The sequence below is a fragment of the Pseudomonas sp. LF020 genome (genome assembly GCF_053456425.1).
In genome coordinates, this window is the sequence record NZ_JBRFIX010000013.1 from 48,350 (window position 1) to 65,656 (window position 17,307).

Consider the following 17,307-nt stretch of genomic DNA (forward strand, 5'->3'; position numbering starts at 1 on the left):
GTGCGCTAGGCTTTCGAGTGCCACCCGGTAACCGGCGGGGCATGCCTTTCAAGGAGCCATGGATCATGGATGATCTGGTCAAAGAAGTTATTCCGTTGTTGCAGTATCTGATTCCCGGATTTGTTTCTACCTGGATTTTCTACACGCTCACCGCGTTCAAACGGCCTGATACGTTTGGGCAAATTGTGCAGGCGTTGATCTTTACGTTTGTTATTCATGGGGTGGTAACAGGTATTGGCGTGATCTTTTTGTTTGTGGGGACGAAGGGGTTTTCTGTAGGAATATGGGATGGCAAGGCGCAGACGTCATGGGCATTCTTTTGTTCGCTGGTACTTGGATTGCTATCCTGTAGTCTGGCGACCAATGACAAGCTACATGGTTGGCTGCGTCGCAGAAACGTAACGAAACAATCTTCTTACCCAAGCGAATGGTTCTGCGCATTCGCGCAATTTGATCGGCTCATCACCCTGCATTTGCATGACGAAAGGCGCGTTCTTGGCTGGCCGGCCGAGTGGCCGCCGGAATCAGCCAACGGCCAGTTCGTGATCCATAAGCCACATTGGCTGCATGAAGATGGCAAAGTGGCGCCTTTTGGCGCCGAATATTTGTTGATAGATTCCGCGAAGGTTAAATGGGTTGAGTTCAGCCCGGCATCAGAGGATTGATTATGAGCGCCCGAGCACCACAACCAATGCCCAAGAAATATGAACACCTGTTCTTTGGGCCAGACGGAAAACCGTTGGATAGTCCACTGTTGAGAGGGCCGAGTGCGCCTCCACCTTTGAAAAAGCAGTGCTGCTGTTCAGAGCGTATGCACCAACCAGTCCCTGAACGCTTTCAGTGACGGCAACGCCTCATTGCGCGGCGGATACACCAGGTAATACCTACGCCGGCTGGTGATCGGCTTCCCCAGTTGCAGCAGCTCGCCGTTAAGCAATTCATCCTCCACCAGAATCCGCGGCACCAGCCCCACGCCAATATTCGCCCGCACCGCTTGGATCAGGTGCGAGGTCATTTCAAAGCTCGGCCCGATGCGCATGCTGCGGTGTGGCAAACCATGATGGGTGAACCATTCCGCCCAGGCCTGGGCATTGCTGCTGACATTGAGCAGTAACTGCCCGGCGATGTGCTGTTCGGCTTCGTCGCGTTCGGCCAATGACAACTGCGCACTGGCAATCACCACCAGTTCTTCAGTGTGCAGGGGCAGGGCGCTCAAGCCCGGCCAGTCCCCCGCACCGACGCAGATCGCCGCATCGATTTCGCTGGTGTCGAAGTCGATCGCTTCGATGCGCGAATGCAAGTGCACGGTCATGCCCGGGTGCGCGGTGTAGAAGTCCTTGAGTCGCGGCAGCAGCCATTTCGAGCCGAAAGTTGGCAGCGTCGCCAGACGCAAACTGTGAATGCCGGAACCGAACGCCATGGCCTGCAGGGTCGCGCTGCGGATCTGCCCGAGGGCTTCGGCCAGTTCGCGCTGATACATGCGCCCGACATCGGTGAGCACCACTTGCCGGCCTTCGCGGCTGAACAGGCGCATGCCAAGCATCTTTTCCAGAATCTGCACCTGACGGCTGACCGCGCTCTGCGTCAGCGACAGTTCGTGGGCGGCGCGGGTGTAGCTTTCATGGCGTGCGGCGGCCTCGAAGGCCAGCAATAACGACATGGAAGGGGTGAGGGTTCGCGGATTCATTCGTTTTAGTCATGGATTGCGGGTCGATTTTACGTTTGTCCCGACGGCGCCAAGCAATGAACATAAGCACCATGAGATGGCGGGAGCGTGACGCAATCATTCATTGCGCACAACTGTTCACCGCCACACGACCCGATTTTGACCGAGATTTCCTCACCGATGATTGCCCAGCTGAAACCCGCCCCGGCATTGACCGCCGATTACCAGCAATTCCTCAAAGCCTTGAAGGCCAGCGGTTTTCGTGGCGAGATCAGCGCCGATTACGCCAGCCGTGTAGTGCTTGCCACCGACAACTCGATCTACCAGCGCCTGCCGCAAGCGGCGGTGTTTCCGGTGGATGCCGAGGATGTGGCGCGAGTCGCACGACTGATTGCCGAGCCGGCCTATCGGCAAGTAGTGATCACCCCGCGTGGCGGCGGCACCGGCACCAACGGCCAGTCACTGACTGACGGCATCGTTGTCGACCTGTCGCGGCACATGAACCGCATTCTGGAAATCAACGTCGAGCAGCGCTGGGTGCGGGTGCAGGCCGGGGTGGTCAAGGATCAGCTCAACGCCGCACTGAAGTCCGCCGGGCTGTTCTTCGCCCCGGAGCTGTCGACCTCCAACCGCGCCACTGTCGGCGGGATGATCAACACCGATGCCAGCGGCCAGGGCAGTTGCACCTACGGCAAGACCCGCGACCATGTGCTGGAACTCGACATGGTTCTGCGCGGCGGCGAACGCCTGCACGGCGCAGCGCTGGCGGAAGAAGATCTGACAGCGCTGTGTGCTCGTGAAGATCGGGTCGGTGAAGTCTATCGCTGTGCGCGGCAGATCATTGATGAGCAGGGCGAACTGATCAAGCAACGCTTCCCTGACCTCAACCGCTGCCTGACCGGCTATGACCTGGCGCACCTGCGCGAGGCGGACAAGCGTTTCAACCTCAACAGCGTGCTCTGCGGCGCTGAAGGCTCGTTGGGGTTTGTGGTTGAGGCGAAACTCAACGTACTGCCGATTCCCAAGCACACGATGCTGGTGAACATTCGCTACGCCGGGTTCATGGATGCGTTGCGCGATGCCCGGGCGCTGATGGCGCTCAAGCCGTTGTCGATAGAAACCGTCGACTCGAAAGTATTGCTGCTGGCGATGCAGGACATCGTCTGGCATGGCGTCGCCGAGTACTTCCCGGAAAGTGCCGAGCGCCCGACACTGGGGATCAACCTGGTGGAGTTCTGCGGCGACGATCCTGAAGACCTGCAACGCCGAGTCGAAGCCTTCCTCGAACACTTGAGCAGCGACACCACGGTCGAACGCCTGGGCCATACGCTGGCGGTCGGCCAAGCAGCGGTGAACAAGGTCTATGGCATGCGCAAACGCGCAGTCGGCCTGCTCGGTAACGTTGCCGGCGAAGCGCGGCCGCAGCCGTTTGTCGAAGACACCGCAGTGCCGCCGCAGCACCTGGCCGAGTACATCGCCGAACTGCGCGAACTGCTCGACAGCCACGGTTTGCAGTACGGCATGTTCGGCCACGTCGATGCCGGCGTGTTGCACGTACGGCCGATTCTCGACATGAAGGATCCGCAGCAAGCGGCGCTGGTGCGTCCGGTGTCTGATGGCGTGGCGGCGCTGACCCAGCGCTACGGCGGCCTGTTGTGGGGCGAACACGGCAAAGGCCTGCGCTCGGAATACGCGCCGGCGTTTTTCGGTGAGCTGTACCCGGCGTTGCAAGCGCTGAAAGCCGCGTTCGACCCGTTCAACCAGTTCAACCCGGGCAAGATCGCCACCCCGGCCAATACCGGTGCGGCGTTGCTGAAAATCGACGAAGTGACCCTGCGCGGCGAACTTGATCGGCAGATCGACGAAAAGGTCTGGCAGAGCTACGGCGCAGCCATGCATTGCAACGGCAACGGCGCCTGCTACAACTTCGATCCCGACGACGCCATGTGTCCGTCGTGGAAAGCCACCCGCGAGCGTGCGCAATCGCCTAAGGGCCGCGCCTCACTGATCCGTGAATGGCTGCGTTTGCAGGGCGAGGCGGGGGTGGATGTGCTGTCCGATGCGATCCGCCGTCCGGCGTTTTTCCGCAACCTGTGGACGCGCTGGCGCAACAGCCGCGCGCAGGGCGCAGACTTTTCCCACGAGGTGTATGACGCCATGGCCGGCTGTCTGGCGTGCAAGTCCTGCGCGGGGCAGTGCCCGGTCAAGGTCAACGTGCCGGAATTCCGATCGCGCTTCCTTGAGCTGTATCACAGCCGTTATCTGCGCCCGGCGCGGGATTATCTGATTGCTTCGCTGGAGTACAGCATCCCGTACATGGCGCGAATTCCGGCGCTGTACAACGGTTTGATGGGCGCAACATTCGTGCGCAAACAGTTGGAGCGTCTCGGTGGAATGGTCGATGTGCCGTTGCTCAGCCGCTTCGATTTCCATGCCGCCATGCGCCGCTGGAATGTGCGGCCGGCGACGGTTTCCACGCTGTCGGCGCTGACTCAGGCCCAGCGCGAGCGCAGTGTGGTGCTGGTGCAGGATGCGTTCACCCGTTATTTCGAAGCGCCGCTGCTGGCGGATCTGGCCGAGCTGATTTCGCGGCTGGGCTATCAGGTGTATCTGGCGCCATTCAGTGCCAACGGCAAGCCGTTGCATGTACAGGGCTTTCTGTCAGCGTTCAACCGCGCGGCGTTGCGCAATGCCCGGCAACTGCGCGAGCTGGCCGACGTTGGCGTGCCGCTGCTGGGGCTGGATCCGGCGATGACGCTGGTCTATCGCCAGGAATACCTGAAAGTGCCCGGCATGGACCAATGCCCGGAAGTGGCGCTGGTGCAGGAATGGTTGCTCAAGGTGATGCCGGAGCAGGTGAATAACCAATCGGCAAATGCATTCAGGCTCCTGGCGCATTGCACCGAGAAAACCAACGCGCCGGCCGCCACCCGGCAGTGGGAGCAGGTGTTCGAGCGGGTCGGTCTGAAACTGGCGACGCAGGCCACCGGTTGCTGCGGCATGTCCGGTACCTACGGCCATGAAGCGCGCAACCGCGAAACCTCGGTGGTGATCTACGAGCAATCCTGGGCGCGGCAGGTCGAGGCACCGGCGGAGCAGGGCGAAGCACTGGCCACCGGCTATTCGTGCCGCAGCCAGGTCAAGCGCCAGTCGGATCGGGCGCTGCGCCATCCGTTGCAGGTGCTGCTTGAGGTGGTACGTCGCTGAGCGCTTCGTCGTCCGCGGCGTTGTCCCAGATCAGCCGTGGATCGAAACTCATCGCCGAGAACATGGTGAACACCACCACCATGCCGAAGAACAGGATGCCCGGGCGTGGTTCGATGTCGCCCAGCGCCTGGAACTTCACCAGCGCCGCGACCAGGGCGACCACCAGTACGTCGAGCATCGACCAGTAACCGATCAGCTCGACGAAACGGTACAGCTTCGAACGCTCACGGCGCGCCCAACCGCTGTCGCGCTGCACGGTGATCAGCAGCAGCGACAGGGCGACGAATTTGATCCCTGGCACCGCGATGCTGGCGATGAAAATGATCAGTGCGATGTCCCACGCGCCGCCCTCCCAGAACTCCAGCACGCCGCTCATGATCGTGCTGTCGGCGCCGTTGCCGAGCATCATGGTGTTCATCACCGGCAGCAGATTGGCCGGCACGTAGAACGCCAGCGCGGCGAACAGATAGGCCCAGGTGCGCGTCAGGGAATTGGTCTTGCGCCGATGCAGCGGCGCATCGCAGCGCGGGCACTGGTGCGGCTCGTCGGTCATGTCGCAGGCCAGCCCGCAGCTGTGGCACAGGCACAGGTTCAGTTCGCTGGCGGTCGCGGGTCGCTTCATAGAATGTCCCACAGGTCACGAATGTCGCGGCCGGCAATGCGGATCATCATCAGGCTCAGCACCGCCAGGGCGAACAGGCCGATCCCCGGCAACACATCAAGCAGCCCGGCCAGTTTGAACACCGCCACCATCGCCCCCAGCAGACACACCTCGAGCATGCTCCACGGGCGCAGGGTTTCCAGCCAGCGCATGCACAGCTTGAACCCCGGTGCCCGACGCGACGACAGGGCGAAACTCAGCACCCAGATCAGCAGCACCAGTTGAAACGCCGGGGCGATGATGATCGAGATCGCTGCGACCATCGCCATGAACGTGATCGGCCCCTGACTCAGTGCCAGCACCGAATCCCACAGCGTCGCGCTGTTCTTCAGACCCTTCATGCTGATGCTCATCACCGGGTAGAAATTGGCGAACAGCCACAGCATCGCCGCGGTGAAACTCAAGGCCAGCCGCTGCTCGACGGTCAAACCGTTATAGCGCTGCAGCACGCCGCCGCAACGTACGCAGAGGGTTTTCTGGTGTTTGCTGAGCACTACTTTTTCGTACACGCAATCGCAATGCTCGCAGATGATCAGGTGTTCGGTTGAGGTCATGGGCAACGCTCGACAGCAGGCGCAAAGGGCAGGGGGCGCCTGCTCACTATAGAAGCCTGGCGGGATTGGGCAAATGACGTTTGGCTTGGGAATTGATTTTTTATGTTATAGAGTAACGCGAATTTTTTTGTAGGGCTCGCCGTTGCGACCTCCGATTCATAGACTCAATGGCGAAATGTCCATGACGATTGCGTGTGCCCGTTCCAACCTGCCGCCGAGCGGCCGCTTGCTGTCCATTGATGCGTTGCGAGGTCTGGTCATCCTGTTCATGCTGCTGGATCACGTGCGCGAGACGTTCCTGTTGCATCGTCAGGTGTCCGACCCGATGGACATCGCCAACACCGAGCCAGCGTTGTTTTTCAGTCGCACTTTGGCGCATCTGTGTGCACCGGTGTTCGTGTTGCTCACTGGACTGTCCGCCTGGCTGTTCGGCGAAAAGTACGCGGGCAAGGCCGATGTCAGTGCCTTCCTGTTCAAGCGAGGGCTGTTTCTGGTGGTGCTGGAATTCACCTTGGTGAATTTTGCATGGACGTTTCAGTTGCCGCCGAGCGTGATCTATCTGCAGGTGATCTGGGCGATTGGCTTGAGCATGATCGCCTTGTCGCTGCTGGTCTGGTTGCCGCGCTGGCTGTTGTTGGCGCTGAGTCTGGCGATCATTGCCGGGCATAACCTGCTGGATGGGCTGCATTTCGCGCCGGAGTCGGCACTGCATGTGCCATGGGCGATTCTGCATGATCGGGGCTGGATCGAAGTTGGTGACAGTCTGCGCTTGCGCACTTCGTATCCGCTGTTGCCGTGGATCGGCGTGATCGGTCTGGGTTATGCGCTGGGCCCGTGGTTTGCCCGTGCGGCCGACGCCGGAGTTCGTCAGCAGTGCCTGTTGTTGGCTGGTATCGCCGGACTGCTGGGTTTCGTCGGGCTGCGGCTGCTCAACGGATACGGCGAAAAGCCTTGGGCGGTTGAAGACACGACCGTGCAAACGCTGATGGCGTTTTTCAACATCACCAAGTACCCGCCATCGCTGCTGTTCATCACCCTGACGGTGAGCATCGGATTGCTGTTGTTGATGGTATTTGAACGGTTGCAGACGCGCCGCTGGATTCGCTGGCTGACGGTTTTCGGTTCGGCACCGATGTTCTTCTATCTGCTGCATCTGTACGTGCTGAAGGTGCTGTATCTGATTGCCGTGGCGCTGTTCGGCCTTAACTACGGTAGCTATTTCGGCTTCGATTCAGTAGCGGCAATCTGGCTGGTGTCGCTGCTGTTGGCGCTGGCACTGTACCCGGCGGTACGCTGGTTTTCCGCGCTGAAATCGCGGCGCCGTGACATCGCCTGGCTGAAATATCTGTAAGCCCCGAAGGCAACTGTGCTGCTTAACACCCTGTAGGAGCTGTCGAGTGAAACGAGGCTGCGATCTTTTGATCCTGATCTGCAAAATCAAAATCAAAAGATCGCAGCGTGCCGCAGCTCCTACAGGGGACGGTGATGTTCCGGGTTATTTGCGGTCCAGCCACACGGTCTGTGCGTTGCAGAACTCGCGCACGCCGAAGTGCGACAGCTCGCGGCCGAAACCGCTTTTCTTCACGCCACCGAAGGTCACGCGCGGGTCACTGGCCGAATAGCCATTGATGAACACGCCACCGGTTTCCAGTTCGCTAGTCAGTTGCTGCGCCAGTTGCACGTTGGCGGTGTAGATCGTCGCGGTCAGGCCGAAGTCGCTGTCGTTGGCCAGGGCGATGGCGTGGGCGCAATCGCGGGCGGTGATGATCGAGGCCACCGGGCCGAACAGCTCCTGTTTGAACGAGGTCATGCGGTCGGTCACGTCGGCCAGCACGGTTGGTTCGTAGTAGTTGCCCGGACCTTCGGCTTTGCCACCGCCCAACAGCAGGGTCGCGCCTTCTTCAAGGGTATCGCGCACTTGCTGATCGAGTTCGTCACGCAGGTCGAAACGCGCCATCGGGCCGATGTAAGTGTCGGCGGACAGCGGATCGCCGACCTTCAGCTTGCGGGTGGCCTCGACGAATTTGCGGGTGAATTCCTCGACCACGCCTTCTTCGATGATCAGACGCTTGGCCGCTGCGCAAACCTGACCGGAGTTCTGGTAGCGACCGATGACGGCAGCCTGCACGGCCTCATCCAGATCCGCATCATTGAGCACAATGAACGGGTCGGAACCACCCAGCTCCAGCACGCATTTCTTCAGTGCGGCACCGGCCTGAGCGCCGATGGCCATGCCGGCGCGCACGCTGCCGGTCAGGGTCACGGCGGCGATGCGCGGGTCTGCGATGGCGGTGGAAACACCTTCCGGGGTGACGTTGATCACTTCAAACACGCCGTCAGCGAAACCGGCGTTCTTGAAGGCGTCGCGCAGCAGGTAGGCGCTGCCCATCACGTTCGGCGCATGCTTGAGCACGTAGGTGTTGCCGGCGATCAGCGCCGGAACCGCGCCGCGCAGCACTTGCCAGATCGGGAAGTTCCACGGCATCACCGCGAGGATCGGCCCGAGTGGTCGGTATTCGATGCGCGCCTTGCCGCCTTCGACCTGGGTCGCTTCGGCGCTGAGCATGGCCGGACCGTTTTCGGCGTACCACTCGCAGAGCTTGGCGCATTTTTCGATTTCGCCACGGGCCTGGGCGATCGGCTTGCCCATTTCCAGGGTGATCATGGTCGCCATGGCTTCGGCGCTGTCGCGCAGAGCGCCGGCGAGGGCGGTCAGGGCGCGGGAGCGATCCTGCAGCGGCTTGCGTTTCCATTTCGAGAAACCGAATGCGGCGCGGGTCAGCGCTGCGTCGAGAGTTTGTGCCGATTCAAAGGGGTAGTGACCGACCTGCTCGCCGGTAGTGGGGTTGATCGAGATGGCGTGGGTCTGGCTGGAAATCTGGCTCATGGCGTCGTCCTGCGTGTTCAGTGGATGGGCCTAGAGTAGGGTGGCGTTTGTTTTCTGGAAACTGAATAATAAAGATCGTTTCTTTCACGATTGGAGAATGACTGTGGATCTGGTGCAGCTGGAAATCTTCAAGGCCGTTGCCGAGCACGGCAGCATCAGCGCCGCCGCGGCGCAGATCCATCGCGTGCCGTCGAACCTGACCACGCGGATCAAGCAACTGGAGCAGGATCTGGGCGTCGACCTGTTCATTCGCGAGAAAAGCCGTCTGCGCCTGTCGCCGGCCGGCTGGAGTTTTCTCGAGTACGCGCGGCGCATTCTCGATCTGGTGCAGGAGGCGCGGGCCACCGTCGCTGGCGAAGAACCGCAGGGCGCATTCCCCCTCGGATCGCTGGAAAGCACCGCGGCAGTGCGTATCCCCGAACTGCTGGCGGCGTACAACCAGTTGCATCCCAAAGTCGATCTGGACCTGTCCACCGGCCCGTCCGGGACGATGATCGACGGCGTGCTCGCCGGGCGCTTGGCGGCGGCGTTTGTCGATGGCCCTGTGCTGCACCCGGCGCTGGAAGGCGTGCCGGCGTTCGAGGAAGAAATGGTCATCATCGCGCCACTCAATCACGCCCCGGTGCAGCGCGCAGCGGATGTGAACGGCGAGAACATCTATGCGTTCCGCTCCAACTGCTCCTATCGTCATCACTTCGAAAAATGGTTCAGCACCGACGCTGCGGTGCCGGGGAAGATTTTCGAGATGGAGTCGTATCACGGCATGCTCGCCTGCGTCAGCGCCGGTGCCGGGCTGGCGCTGATGCCGCGCAAGATGCTGCAGAGCATGCCCGGCAGCGCAACCGTGAGCGTGTGGCCGCTGGCGGCGGATTTTCGTTATCTGACTACGTGGCTGGTGTGGCGCCGAGGCACGGTGTCGCGCAGCTTGAGCATGTTCGTGCGTTTGCTGGAGGAGCGCGGCGTGGTGCGTGCAGAAGAGTAATTGACACGTTGTGTCATGGTTGTATCTTGATCGGCGTTTCGCAATATAAAAAACTTTACAGCGTAGCCATGAGGAACAAGCAAATGAGTGCAGCCCTGAGCGGTAAAGAAGCCGTCGGAGAACGGTTTGTGCTGGAGACGATGCGTCATGCGCAGGACCTGACCTGGAAAGCCGTCGACGCCATTGCCAAGGTGATCAAGCCGGGCATGCGTGAATCCGAAGCCCAGGAACTGGGCAAGCAGATCCTTGCCGGACTGGGCATGGATCGCATCTGGCATCCGCTGCTGATCCGCTTTGGCGCCAACACGCTGAAGGCATTCAAGGAACGTTCCGAAGGCGATCCGGTGCTCGGTGAAAACGATATTTTCTTTATCGACATGGGCGTGGTCTGGCAGGGGCACGAAGGCGATGCAGGCGCAACCTTCACCACCGGCTCCGATCCGGAAATGATCGCCTGCGCGGCGGCCTCCAAGGAGCTGTTCAAGCGGGTCGAGGCGCTGTGGCGCCAAGGCGTGAGCGGTGTCGAACTGTACCGCTATGCCAGCGATCAGGCTGAAGCCATGGGCTGGAAACTCAATCTCGACATCAAGGGCCACCGCGTCAGCGATTTCCCTCACGCGATCCATCGCGGCGGCAATCTCGGCGATTTCGACCAGGCACCGAACGCCGGTGTATGGATCCTGGAAATCCAGATCGCCCACCCGCAGCGACCGTTCGGCGCGTTTTATGAAGATCTGCTGATCTGATCTATTGTTGTTCGGCAGATCTGAAGTGTGACAACAGAGCGCAGCGCTGTAGTTGTTTCTACATAGCGCTTACTCCGATGATGCAGGCCGTTTTTCCTAACTCTAAAGTCAAAAAAGGAAGCCCGTCATGAAAGTCAGCGCACGCAACGTATTCAAAGGCAAAGTCAGCCAGGTTCAAGCCGGCGCGGTCAACGCCGAAGTGGTTCTGACCCTGGCCGGGGGCGAGCAACTGGTTGCTGTCGTGACCATGGAAAGCATCAAGAACCTCGGCATCGCCGTTGGCAAGGAAGCTGTTGCCCTGGTCAAGGCACCGTGGGTGATGCTGATGACCGAATCCAGCGACATTCGCCTGTCGGCGCGTAACTGTCTGGAAGGCAAAGTGCTGAGCGTCACCGACGGTGCGGTCAACGCTGAAGTGGTGATCGAGTTGGCCGGCGGCTCGAAGGTTTATTCGATCGTTACCCGTGATGCCGTTGCCGAGCTGGGTCTGGCCAAAGGTGTGAGCGCCACGGCGGTGATCAAGGCTTCGCACATCATTCTGGGCGTGCCAGCCTGATCGAGGCTGCGGCGAATAAAAAACCTCTGGTTCCGTTATCCGGAATCAGAGGTTTTTTCGTTATGGCGTACCGTTTCTGCCATACAGGCGAAAGCCTTCGCGTTGGCTCAAACGCTCGTAATACGCCCTGACGGCGGGATAGTCCGGATGCGCGAGCGGCGTTTCGAACCAGCGATTGACCGACAGCCCGATAGGAATATCTGCCAGCGAAAACGCTTCGCCACTGACGTAGGCGCCGGTTTTCTGCAACTGCTGATCAAGGATGCCCATGGTCTTCGACCATTGCTCGACGCCGTTGAGCAACGCGGCACTGTCCTGGTGATCCGCTGACTGTCGCACCAGCGACATGAACGCATACGACCACGACCGGTTCAGCTCCGACGCCTGCCAGTCGATCCACTGATCGACCCGCGCGCGAACTCGTGGCTCGGCGGGGTAGAGGTCGGCGCCGCCATAGGCGCCTGCCAGATAACGAATGATCGTATTGGATTCCCACAGGGTGAAATCGCCGTCCTGAATCACCGGCACCATGGAGCAGGGATTGAGCGCGAGGAACTCCGCCGTGTCGGTGGGTTTGAAGCCCGAGCCCCAGTCCTCACGCTCGAACGGGATCTGCAGTTCGGCGCAGGTCCACAGCACTTTGCGCACGTTGATCGATGAGGCCTTGCCCAGTATTCGCAGCATGGGATTCCCTGTGTTGTGGCTGACTGTCCAGCCACAAGAAATACCACACTGCAATGCACAAGGCCCGCACAGTGGCGGGCCTTGTGTTTACAGCGAGTCAATCTCAGAGACTGCCCACCAGTTTCCCGCCCATCATCCGCCGCCGATAGGCGCTGTCACGGCTGGCCAGCCAGAAGTACAACGGCGAGGTCACCAGCAGCCCCACCAGCCACGACAGGTCCGCGCCGTTGATGTGCGCCGACACCGGACCGACGTACAGCGGGGTATTCATGAACGGAATCTGCACCGCGATGCCGATCGCGTAGGCCAGCAATGCCTGCGGGTTGTAGCGGCCGTAGATGCCGCCGTCGACCTGAAAGATCGACTGGATGTCGTACTGGCCCTTGTGAATGGCGTAGAAGTCGATCAGGTTGATCGCCGTCCACGGCACCAAAACCACCAACAGCACCAGCACCATGTCGACGAAGTGGCCGATGAAGTCCTTGGACGCGCCGACCGCAGCAAAACAGCAGGCCAGCAGGACGATGATCGAGATCACCGCGCGACTTTTCGCGGTGGGGATCCAGCGGTAGGCGAAGGTCTGCACCAACGTGATCAGCGACAGCACCGCGCCGTACAGGTTGAGGGCGTTGTGGCTGATCACGCTGAGCAGGAACAGCACCAGCATCAGCGGCCCGATCGAGCCGGTGGCGAGTTTGACCGCGTCCATGGTGTCCATGCCCACAGGGGTCGCGAGCACGGCGACAGCACCGAAGACGAACGCCAGACTCGAGCCAAGCGCCGAACCCAGATACGTGGTCCAGAATGTCGACGAGACTTTCACGTCCGCCGGCAGATAACGCGAATAGTCGGACACGTACGGCGCAAATGCGATTTGCCACAGCGCCGCCAGCGACACAGTGGCGAGCCAGCCGGAGAGGTTGAAGTTGCCGCGAGTGAGGAAGTCATCGGTCTGAATGTGGGTGAAGATGTAGCCGAAACCGACGACGATGCCGATCCCCAGCACCCAGGTACCGATGCGGTTGAGCACGTGGATGAAGCGGTAGCCGATAATGCCGATGATTCCCGAACCGAGGGCACCGATGACGATGCCGACCGGCACCGGCACGCTGTCGACCACGCCGTGCAGCGACTTGCCGGCCAGCACGATGTTGGAGGCGAAGAAGCCGATATACATGACCCCGGCAATCAGCACCACCAGCAGCGCGCCGAGCGAACCGAACTGCGCGCGGCTCTGGATCATCTGCGGAATGCCCATCTGCGGGCCTTGCGCCGAGTGCAGCGCCATCAGCACGCCGCCGACCAGGTGACCAACCAGAATCGCGACGATGCCCCACACCAGATTCAGGTGGAACAACTGCACGCCCAGCGCGCCAGTGACGATGGGCAACGGCGCGATGTTGCCGCCGAACCACAGCGTGAACAGATCCCTGACCTTTCCGTGGCGATCTTCGGGGGGCACGTATCCTATCGTGTGTTTTTCAATGAGCGGGGCGGACGTTGTTGCAGAGGTGGACATGACGAACTCCAAGGCAAGGATGAGTACGTGGACGTACTTCGGTAAGCGCCGACACGGACGGCGCATTTCTTGTTGAAGCGATCATGTGCAAAGGCCCGGGATAGATAAATTAGTAAGTTTGTTGCTTCAGACCTTAAAAAATATATGCCGCGGGTTGGGGGGCTGTCCGGTATGTTCAACCGTGATCAACAACAAAAATTTCAGAGGCGAACCCTTTCCTGTGGCGAGGGAGCTTGCTCCCGCTGGGCTGCGCAGCGGCCCCAAAAACGGCGTCACTCCCCCGATATTGTGAGTGCTGCGCACTCAAGCGGGAGCAAGCTCCCTCGCCACAGACGCGTCGTCTTACTTGCAGAGGTTTCCATGGCCGCCTACAACCTGCGCCAGCTCAAATACTTCGTCACCACCGCCGATTGCGGCAGCGTCGCCGAAGCTTCGCGCAAGCTCTACATCGCCCAGCCGTCGGTATCGACCGCGATCAAGCATCTGGAAGAAAGCTTCGGCGTGCAGTTGTTCATCCGCCATCACGCCCAAGGCGTGTCGCTGACGCCCAGTGGTTCGCGCTTCTATCGCAAGGCGCTGGAATTGCTGCGAGTGGCGCATGAGTTCGAGCAGAACGCGCTGGCGGACAACGACGTGGTCTCGGGGCAGATCGATATCGGCTGTTTCGAAACGGTCGCGCCGCTGTACCTGCCGCGCCTGATCGCCGGTTTCAAGCAGCGCTGGCCGGGCGTGGAAATCCGTATTCGCGATGGCGAACAGCAGGAACTGGTGCAGGCGCTGACCGCCGGCAGTATCGATGTGGCAATGCTCTTCGAACACGACCTCGACAGCACCATCGAAACCACCTCGCTGATGCCACCGCAGCAGCCTTACGCCTTGCTACCCGCCGATCATCGTTTTGCGCAACAGGCGAAAGTCTCGTTGCACGATCTGGTGCTGGAACCGATGATCCTGCTCGACGTGGTGCCCAGCCGCACCTACTTCGTGAGCATCTTCGAAGAACGCGGACTGACCCCGCACATTGTCTTCAGCTCACCGTCGATCGAGATGGTGCGCGGCATGGTCGGGCGCGGTTTCGGTTTTTCGATTCTGGTGACCCGACCGTTCGGCGAGTACACCTACGACGGGCAGAAAGTGGTGTGCGTGCCGCTGGCGGAAACCGTGACCGGCTCGGGCTTGTCGGCAGCCTGGCTGCGCCGGGTGCAACTGACCAAACCGGTGCAGTTGTTCGTCGATCATTGCCGGGAGGAGTTGGCTCGACTGTACGCCTGAGCGTACATCGAGCCGTGTCTCAAGCGCGGATAAAGGTCAGCATCCGTTGCAGCATCGCATCGCAGGCATCGATTTGCGCACGACTGACGAACTCATCGGGCTTGTGCCCCTGGTCCATGCTGCCGGGACCGCAGACCACGGTGGGAATCCCCGCCGCATCGAACAGCCCGCCCTCGGTGCCGAATGCCACGGTGCCGAATTCCCGCGAGCCACAGAATGCCGCGATCAGCTCCGCCGCCTGACTCTGCGCATCGGTGGCCAGGCCCGGATAGGCTGACAGCTCACTGAAACGAATCGCGCTGTGCTCACTCACTGCCCGCATGCGCGGCAGCACTTGCTGCTCGGCGTAAGCCTGCAACTGCTGCGCGACCAGGGTCGGATCCTGCGAGGGCAGGGCGCGGATTTCGAAGTCGAAGCGGCAATCGGCGGGCACGATATTCAAGGCCTTGCCGCCGCTGATCACCCCGGTCTGCACCGTGCTGAAGGGCGGGTCGAAACGCGCGTCGTGATGCTCGGGCGCCTTCAGTTGCTGGCCGATGCGCCCCAGCTCGCCGATCAGCTCGGCGGCGTACTCGATGGCGTTGACCCCCAGCGGCGCGTAGGCCGAATGGCACGGATGACCGTGCACGTCGCAACGCATCGCCAGTTTGCTTTTGTGGCCGAGCACCGGTTTCAGTTCGGTGGGTTCACCGATGATGCACAGCAGCGGTTTGACCGGGCGCTGCTCCAGCTCCGCGAGCAAAGAGCGCACCCCGAGGCAACCGACTTCTTCGTCGTAAGACAGGGCGATGTGCACCGGCATGCGCAGGTCTGCAGCGACCAACGCCGGCACCAGGGCCAACACGCAGGCGATGTAGCCCTTCATGTCGGCGGTGCCGCGCCCGAACAGCTTGCCATCGTGCTCGCTGAGTTCGAATGGCGCCACCGTCCACGGTTGGCCGTCGACCGGCACCACATCGGTGTGCCCCGAGAGCACAATGCCCGGTTGCTCGGCCGGGCCAATCGTGGCGAACAGATTGGCCTTGCTGCGCTCGGCGTTGTAGATCAGCTCGCACGGCACATCGAAGCCTGCGAGGTAATCACGCACGAACTCGATCAGTTGCAGATTGGATTCGCGGCTGGTGGTGTCGAACCCAACCAGCGTCCTGAGCAACGCGATGCTGCTCATCGATCGTCTCCGGCAACGCCATAACCCGGCGCCTTGGCCGGATCGAGGGCGCGATCGATGTAGTCCTGCAACTGTGGCTGATAGGCGTCCCAGAGTTTTTGCAACTGGCCGATCGGGTCTTCGTCCGCCCAATCGACGCGCAAATTGACGATCGGCCAGGTCTGCTCGCCGACCACCACCACGGCTGCCGAATGCACCGGCCCGGCTTCGCCTCCGAGAGCCTGTGCGGCGTGCAAGGCCTTGAGCAAGCGGTCAGCCAATTGGCCTTCGCCGTCTTCAAAAGCCCTGACCATCGCCTCGATCACCGCACGCCCGGCGAGCATGTTGCCGGCCGCCACGCATTGTTCGCCGCAGACCGCGTTGTGCACGCCGAGGGTCTGCGCGCCGCTGAAATGCGCGGTCTGGCCGAGGTGGTTGATCGCGGTGATCTGCCGGTACTGGCTGTAGCCGTTGCGGGTCAGGACCTGGTCCAGCGCCGCGTCGGGCGCGTGGCCTTGCTCCATCAGCGCGAGGACTTCCGGGCCGAGGGACGGCAGGGTGATGTTCTGGCTCGACACCGCGCCGACGCCTGGCAGCAGCCACGGGCACCGTGCGCCGACGGCGATGCTGGAGGAACTGATGGCGACACCGAACTGGCCGGTTTCGGGGCAACGGGCTGCGATTGAAAAGGTCATGGTCTAACTCCTTTCGAGGAATTTGTTGTCCTTGCGGGCCTCATCGCTGGCAAGCCAGCTCCCACAGTAATTGGGTTGCTCACAAAACTTGAAGGCACCTCAAATACCTGTGGGAGCTGGCTTGCCAGCGAAGGCCGCGACTCGGTCTGCCGACTTACTCGGGAATCACCGCCACCACATCAATCTCCCACAGTAATTGGGGTGATCACAAAACTTGAAGGCACCTCAAATACCTGTGGGAGCTGGCTTGCCAGCGATGGCCGCGACTCGGTCTGCCTGATTACTCGGGAATCACCGCCACCACATCAATCTCCATCAGCCACTGCGGCTGCCCCAGTGCCGACACCACCAGCCCGGTGGAAATCGGGAACACGCCTTTGAGCCATTTGCCGACTTCCTGGTACACCGGCTCGCGGTAGCGCGGGTCGATCAGGTAAGTGGTGGTCTTGACGATGTGGCTCATGTCGCTGCCGGCTTCTTCGAGCAGTTGCTTGACGTTGCGCATGGCCTGTTCGGCCTGCGCACGCGGATCACCGAGGCCCACCAGATTGCCGTCGAAATCGGTGCCGACCTGACCCCGGACATACACGGTGTTGCCGGCGCGCACGGCCTGGCACAGGTCGTTGTCCAGGGTCTGGTTCGGGTAGGTGTCCTTGGTGTTGAACATACGGATGCGGGTGTGGGTTGGCTTGCTCATGTACAGCTCCAGACTGGGTAATCAGCGGCGCACC

General features: G+C 61.1%; 16 protein-coding genes. 7 read left to right on the forward strand and 9 right to left on the reverse strand.

Going from position 1 to position 17,307, the window contains the following annotated elements:
- Nucleotides 1-65 precede the first annotated feature (65 nt).
- On the forward strand, nucleotides 66-665 hold the full coding sequence (locus ACU680_RS24665; RefSeq protein WP_448180761.1) for a DUF6338 family protein: 600 nt from the start codon (nucleotides 66-68) through the stop codon (nucleotides 663-665).
- Nucleotides 666-802: 137 nt separating this feature from the next.
- On the opposite strand, the gene ACU680_RS24670 is transcribed toward ACU680_RS24665, so the two are convergent.
- Nucleotides 803-1,687, reverse strand: coding sequence for a LysR substrate-binding domain-containing protein (locus tag ACU680_RS24670; RefSeq protein ID WP_448180762.1), 885 nt, complete (start codon nucleotides 1,685-1,687; stop codon nucleotides 803-805).
- 159 nt (nucleotides 1,688-1,846) lie between these two features.
- Between ACU680_RS24670 and ydiJ the strand changes: the two genes are divergently transcribed.
- On the forward strand, nucleotides 1,847-4,873 hold the full coding sequence (ydiJ, locus tag ACU680_RS24675) for a D-2-hydroxyglutarate dehydrogenase YdiJ (RefSeq protein WP_448180817.1): 3,027 nt from the start codon (nucleotides 1,847-1,849) through the stop codon (nucleotides 4,871-4,873).
- On the opposite strand, the gene ACU680_RS24680 is transcribed toward ydiJ, so the two are convergent.
- Together ACU680_RS24680 and ACU680_RS24685 are read right to left on the reverse strand one after the other, a co-directional pair.
- Nucleotides 4,806-5,495: a paraquat-inducible protein A gene (locus ACU680_RS24680; protein WP_448180763.1), complete on the reverse strand. Its 690-nt coding sequence runs from the start codon at nucleotides 5,493-5,495 to the stop codon at nucleotides 4,806-4,808. The genes ydiJ and ACU680_RS24680 overlap by 68 nt on opposite strands.
- On the reverse strand, nucleotides 5,492-6,088 hold the full coding sequence (locus ACU680_RS24685) for a paraquat-inducible protein A (protein ID WP_448180764.1): 597 nt from the start codon (nucleotides 6,086-6,088) through the stop codon (nucleotides 5,492-5,494). The genes ACU680_RS24680 and ACU680_RS24685 overlap by 4 nt, the downstream gene beginning before the upstream one ends.
- A gap of 181 nt (nucleotides 6,089-6,269) precedes the next feature.
- Here ACU680_RS24685 and ACU680_RS24690 point away from each other — a divergent pair, with 181 nt between their 5' ends.
- Nucleotides 6,270-7,439 carry an acetyltransferase domain-containing protein gene (locus ACU680_RS24690; RefSeq protein WP_448180765.1) on the forward strand — a complete coding sequence of 390 codons (1,170 nt, stop codon included), beginning with the start codon at nucleotides 6,270-6,272 and terminating at the stop codon, nucleotides 7,437-7,439.
- Nucleotides 7,440-7,583: 144 nt separating this feature from the next.
- On the opposite strand, the gene ACU680_RS24695 is transcribed toward ACU680_RS24690, so the two are convergent.
- The gene (locus tag ACU680_RS24695; RefSeq protein ID WP_448180766.1) at nucleotides 7,584-8,975 is read right to left on the reverse strand and encodes an aldehyde dehydrogenase family protein; all 1,392 of its coding nucleotides are present in this window, start codon (nucleotides 8,973-8,975) and stop codon (nucleotides 7,584-7,586) included.
- A gap of 103 nt (nucleotides 8,976-9,078) precedes the next feature.
- Here ACU680_RS24695 and ptrR point away from each other — a divergent pair, with 103 nt between their 5' ends.
- From ptrR to ACU680_RS24710, 3 genes are all read left to right on the forward strand, one after another.
- Nucleotides 9,079-9,957 carry a putrescine utilization regulator PtrR gene (ptrR, locus tag ACU680_RS24700; protein ID WP_041063049.1) on the forward strand — a complete coding sequence of 293 codons (879 nt, stop codon included), beginning with the start codon at nucleotides 9,079-9,081 and terminating at the stop codon, nucleotides 9,955-9,957.
- 83 nt (nucleotides 9,958-10,040) lie between these two features.
- Nucleotides 10,041-10,703: a M24 family metallopeptidase gene (locus ACU680_RS24705; RefSeq protein WP_448180767.1), complete on the forward strand. Its 663-nt coding sequence runs from the start codon at nucleotides 10,041-10,043 to the stop codon at nucleotides 10,701-10,703.
- 127 nt (nucleotides 10,704-10,830) lie between these two features.
- Nucleotides 10,831-11,259 (forward strand): TOBE domain-containing protein, encoded by a 429-nt coding sequence (locus tag ACU680_RS24710; protein ID WP_103484165.1) that lies wholly within the window; start codon nucleotides 10,831-10,833, stop codon nucleotides 11,257-11,259.
- Nucleotides 11,260-11,319: 60 nt separating this feature from the next.
- Here ACU680_RS24710 and ACU680_RS24715 read toward each other — a convergent pair whose 3' ends face one another.
- Together ACU680_RS24715 and ACU680_RS24720 are read right to left on the reverse strand one after the other, a co-directional pair.
- The gene (locus tag ACU680_RS24715; RefSeq protein ID WP_448180768.1) at nucleotides 11,320-11,943 is read right to left on the reverse strand and encodes a glutathione S-transferase family protein; all 624 of its coding nucleotides are present in this window, start codon (nucleotides 11,941-11,943) and stop codon (nucleotides 11,320-11,322) included.
- A gap of 103 nt (nucleotides 11,944-12,046) precedes the next feature.
- Entirely contained in the window at nucleotides 12,047-13,462 is a 1,416-nt protein-coding gene (locus ACU680_RS24720; RefSeq protein ID WP_448180769.1) for a purine-cytosine permease family protein, read from the reverse strand.
- 360 nt (nucleotides 13,463-13,822) lie between these two features.
- Here ACU680_RS24720 and ACU680_RS24725 point away from each other — a divergent pair, with 360 nt between their 5' ends.
- Nucleotides 13,823-14,734 carry a LysR family transcriptional regulator gene (locus ACU680_RS24725; RefSeq protein ID WP_007966782.1) on the forward strand — a complete coding sequence of 304 codons (912 nt, stop codon included), beginning with the start codon at nucleotides 13,823-13,825 and terminating at the stop codon, nucleotides 14,732-14,734.
- Nucleotides 14,735-14,753: 19 nt separating this feature from the next.
- Here the strand turns inward: ACU680_RS24725 and argE are convergent, their stop codons facing one another.
- The 3 genes from argE to ACU680_RS24740 form a co-directional block, all read right to left on the reverse strand.
- Nucleotides 14,754-15,902, reverse strand: a complete 1,149-nt coding sequence (gene argE, locus ACU680_RS24730; protein ID WP_448180770.1) for an acetylornithine deacetylase — start codon at nucleotides 15,900-15,902, stop codon at nucleotides 14,754-14,756.
- Complete coding sequence (locus ACU680_RS24735; protein ID WP_448180771.1) at nucleotides 15,899-16,576, reverse strand: DUF1028 domain-containing protein; 678 nt, start codon at nucleotides 16,574-16,576, stop codon at nucleotides 15,899-15,901. The genes argE and ACU680_RS24735 overlap by 4 nt, the downstream gene beginning before the upstream one ends.
- A 280-nt stretch (nucleotides 16,577-16,856) precedes the next feature.
- A complete protein-coding gene (locus tag ACU680_RS24740; protein WP_003225869.1) occupies nucleotides 16,857-17,273 on the reverse strand; it encodes a RidA family protein in 417 nt (138 codons plus the stop codon).
- Nucleotides 17,274-17,307 lie beyond the last annotated feature (34 nt).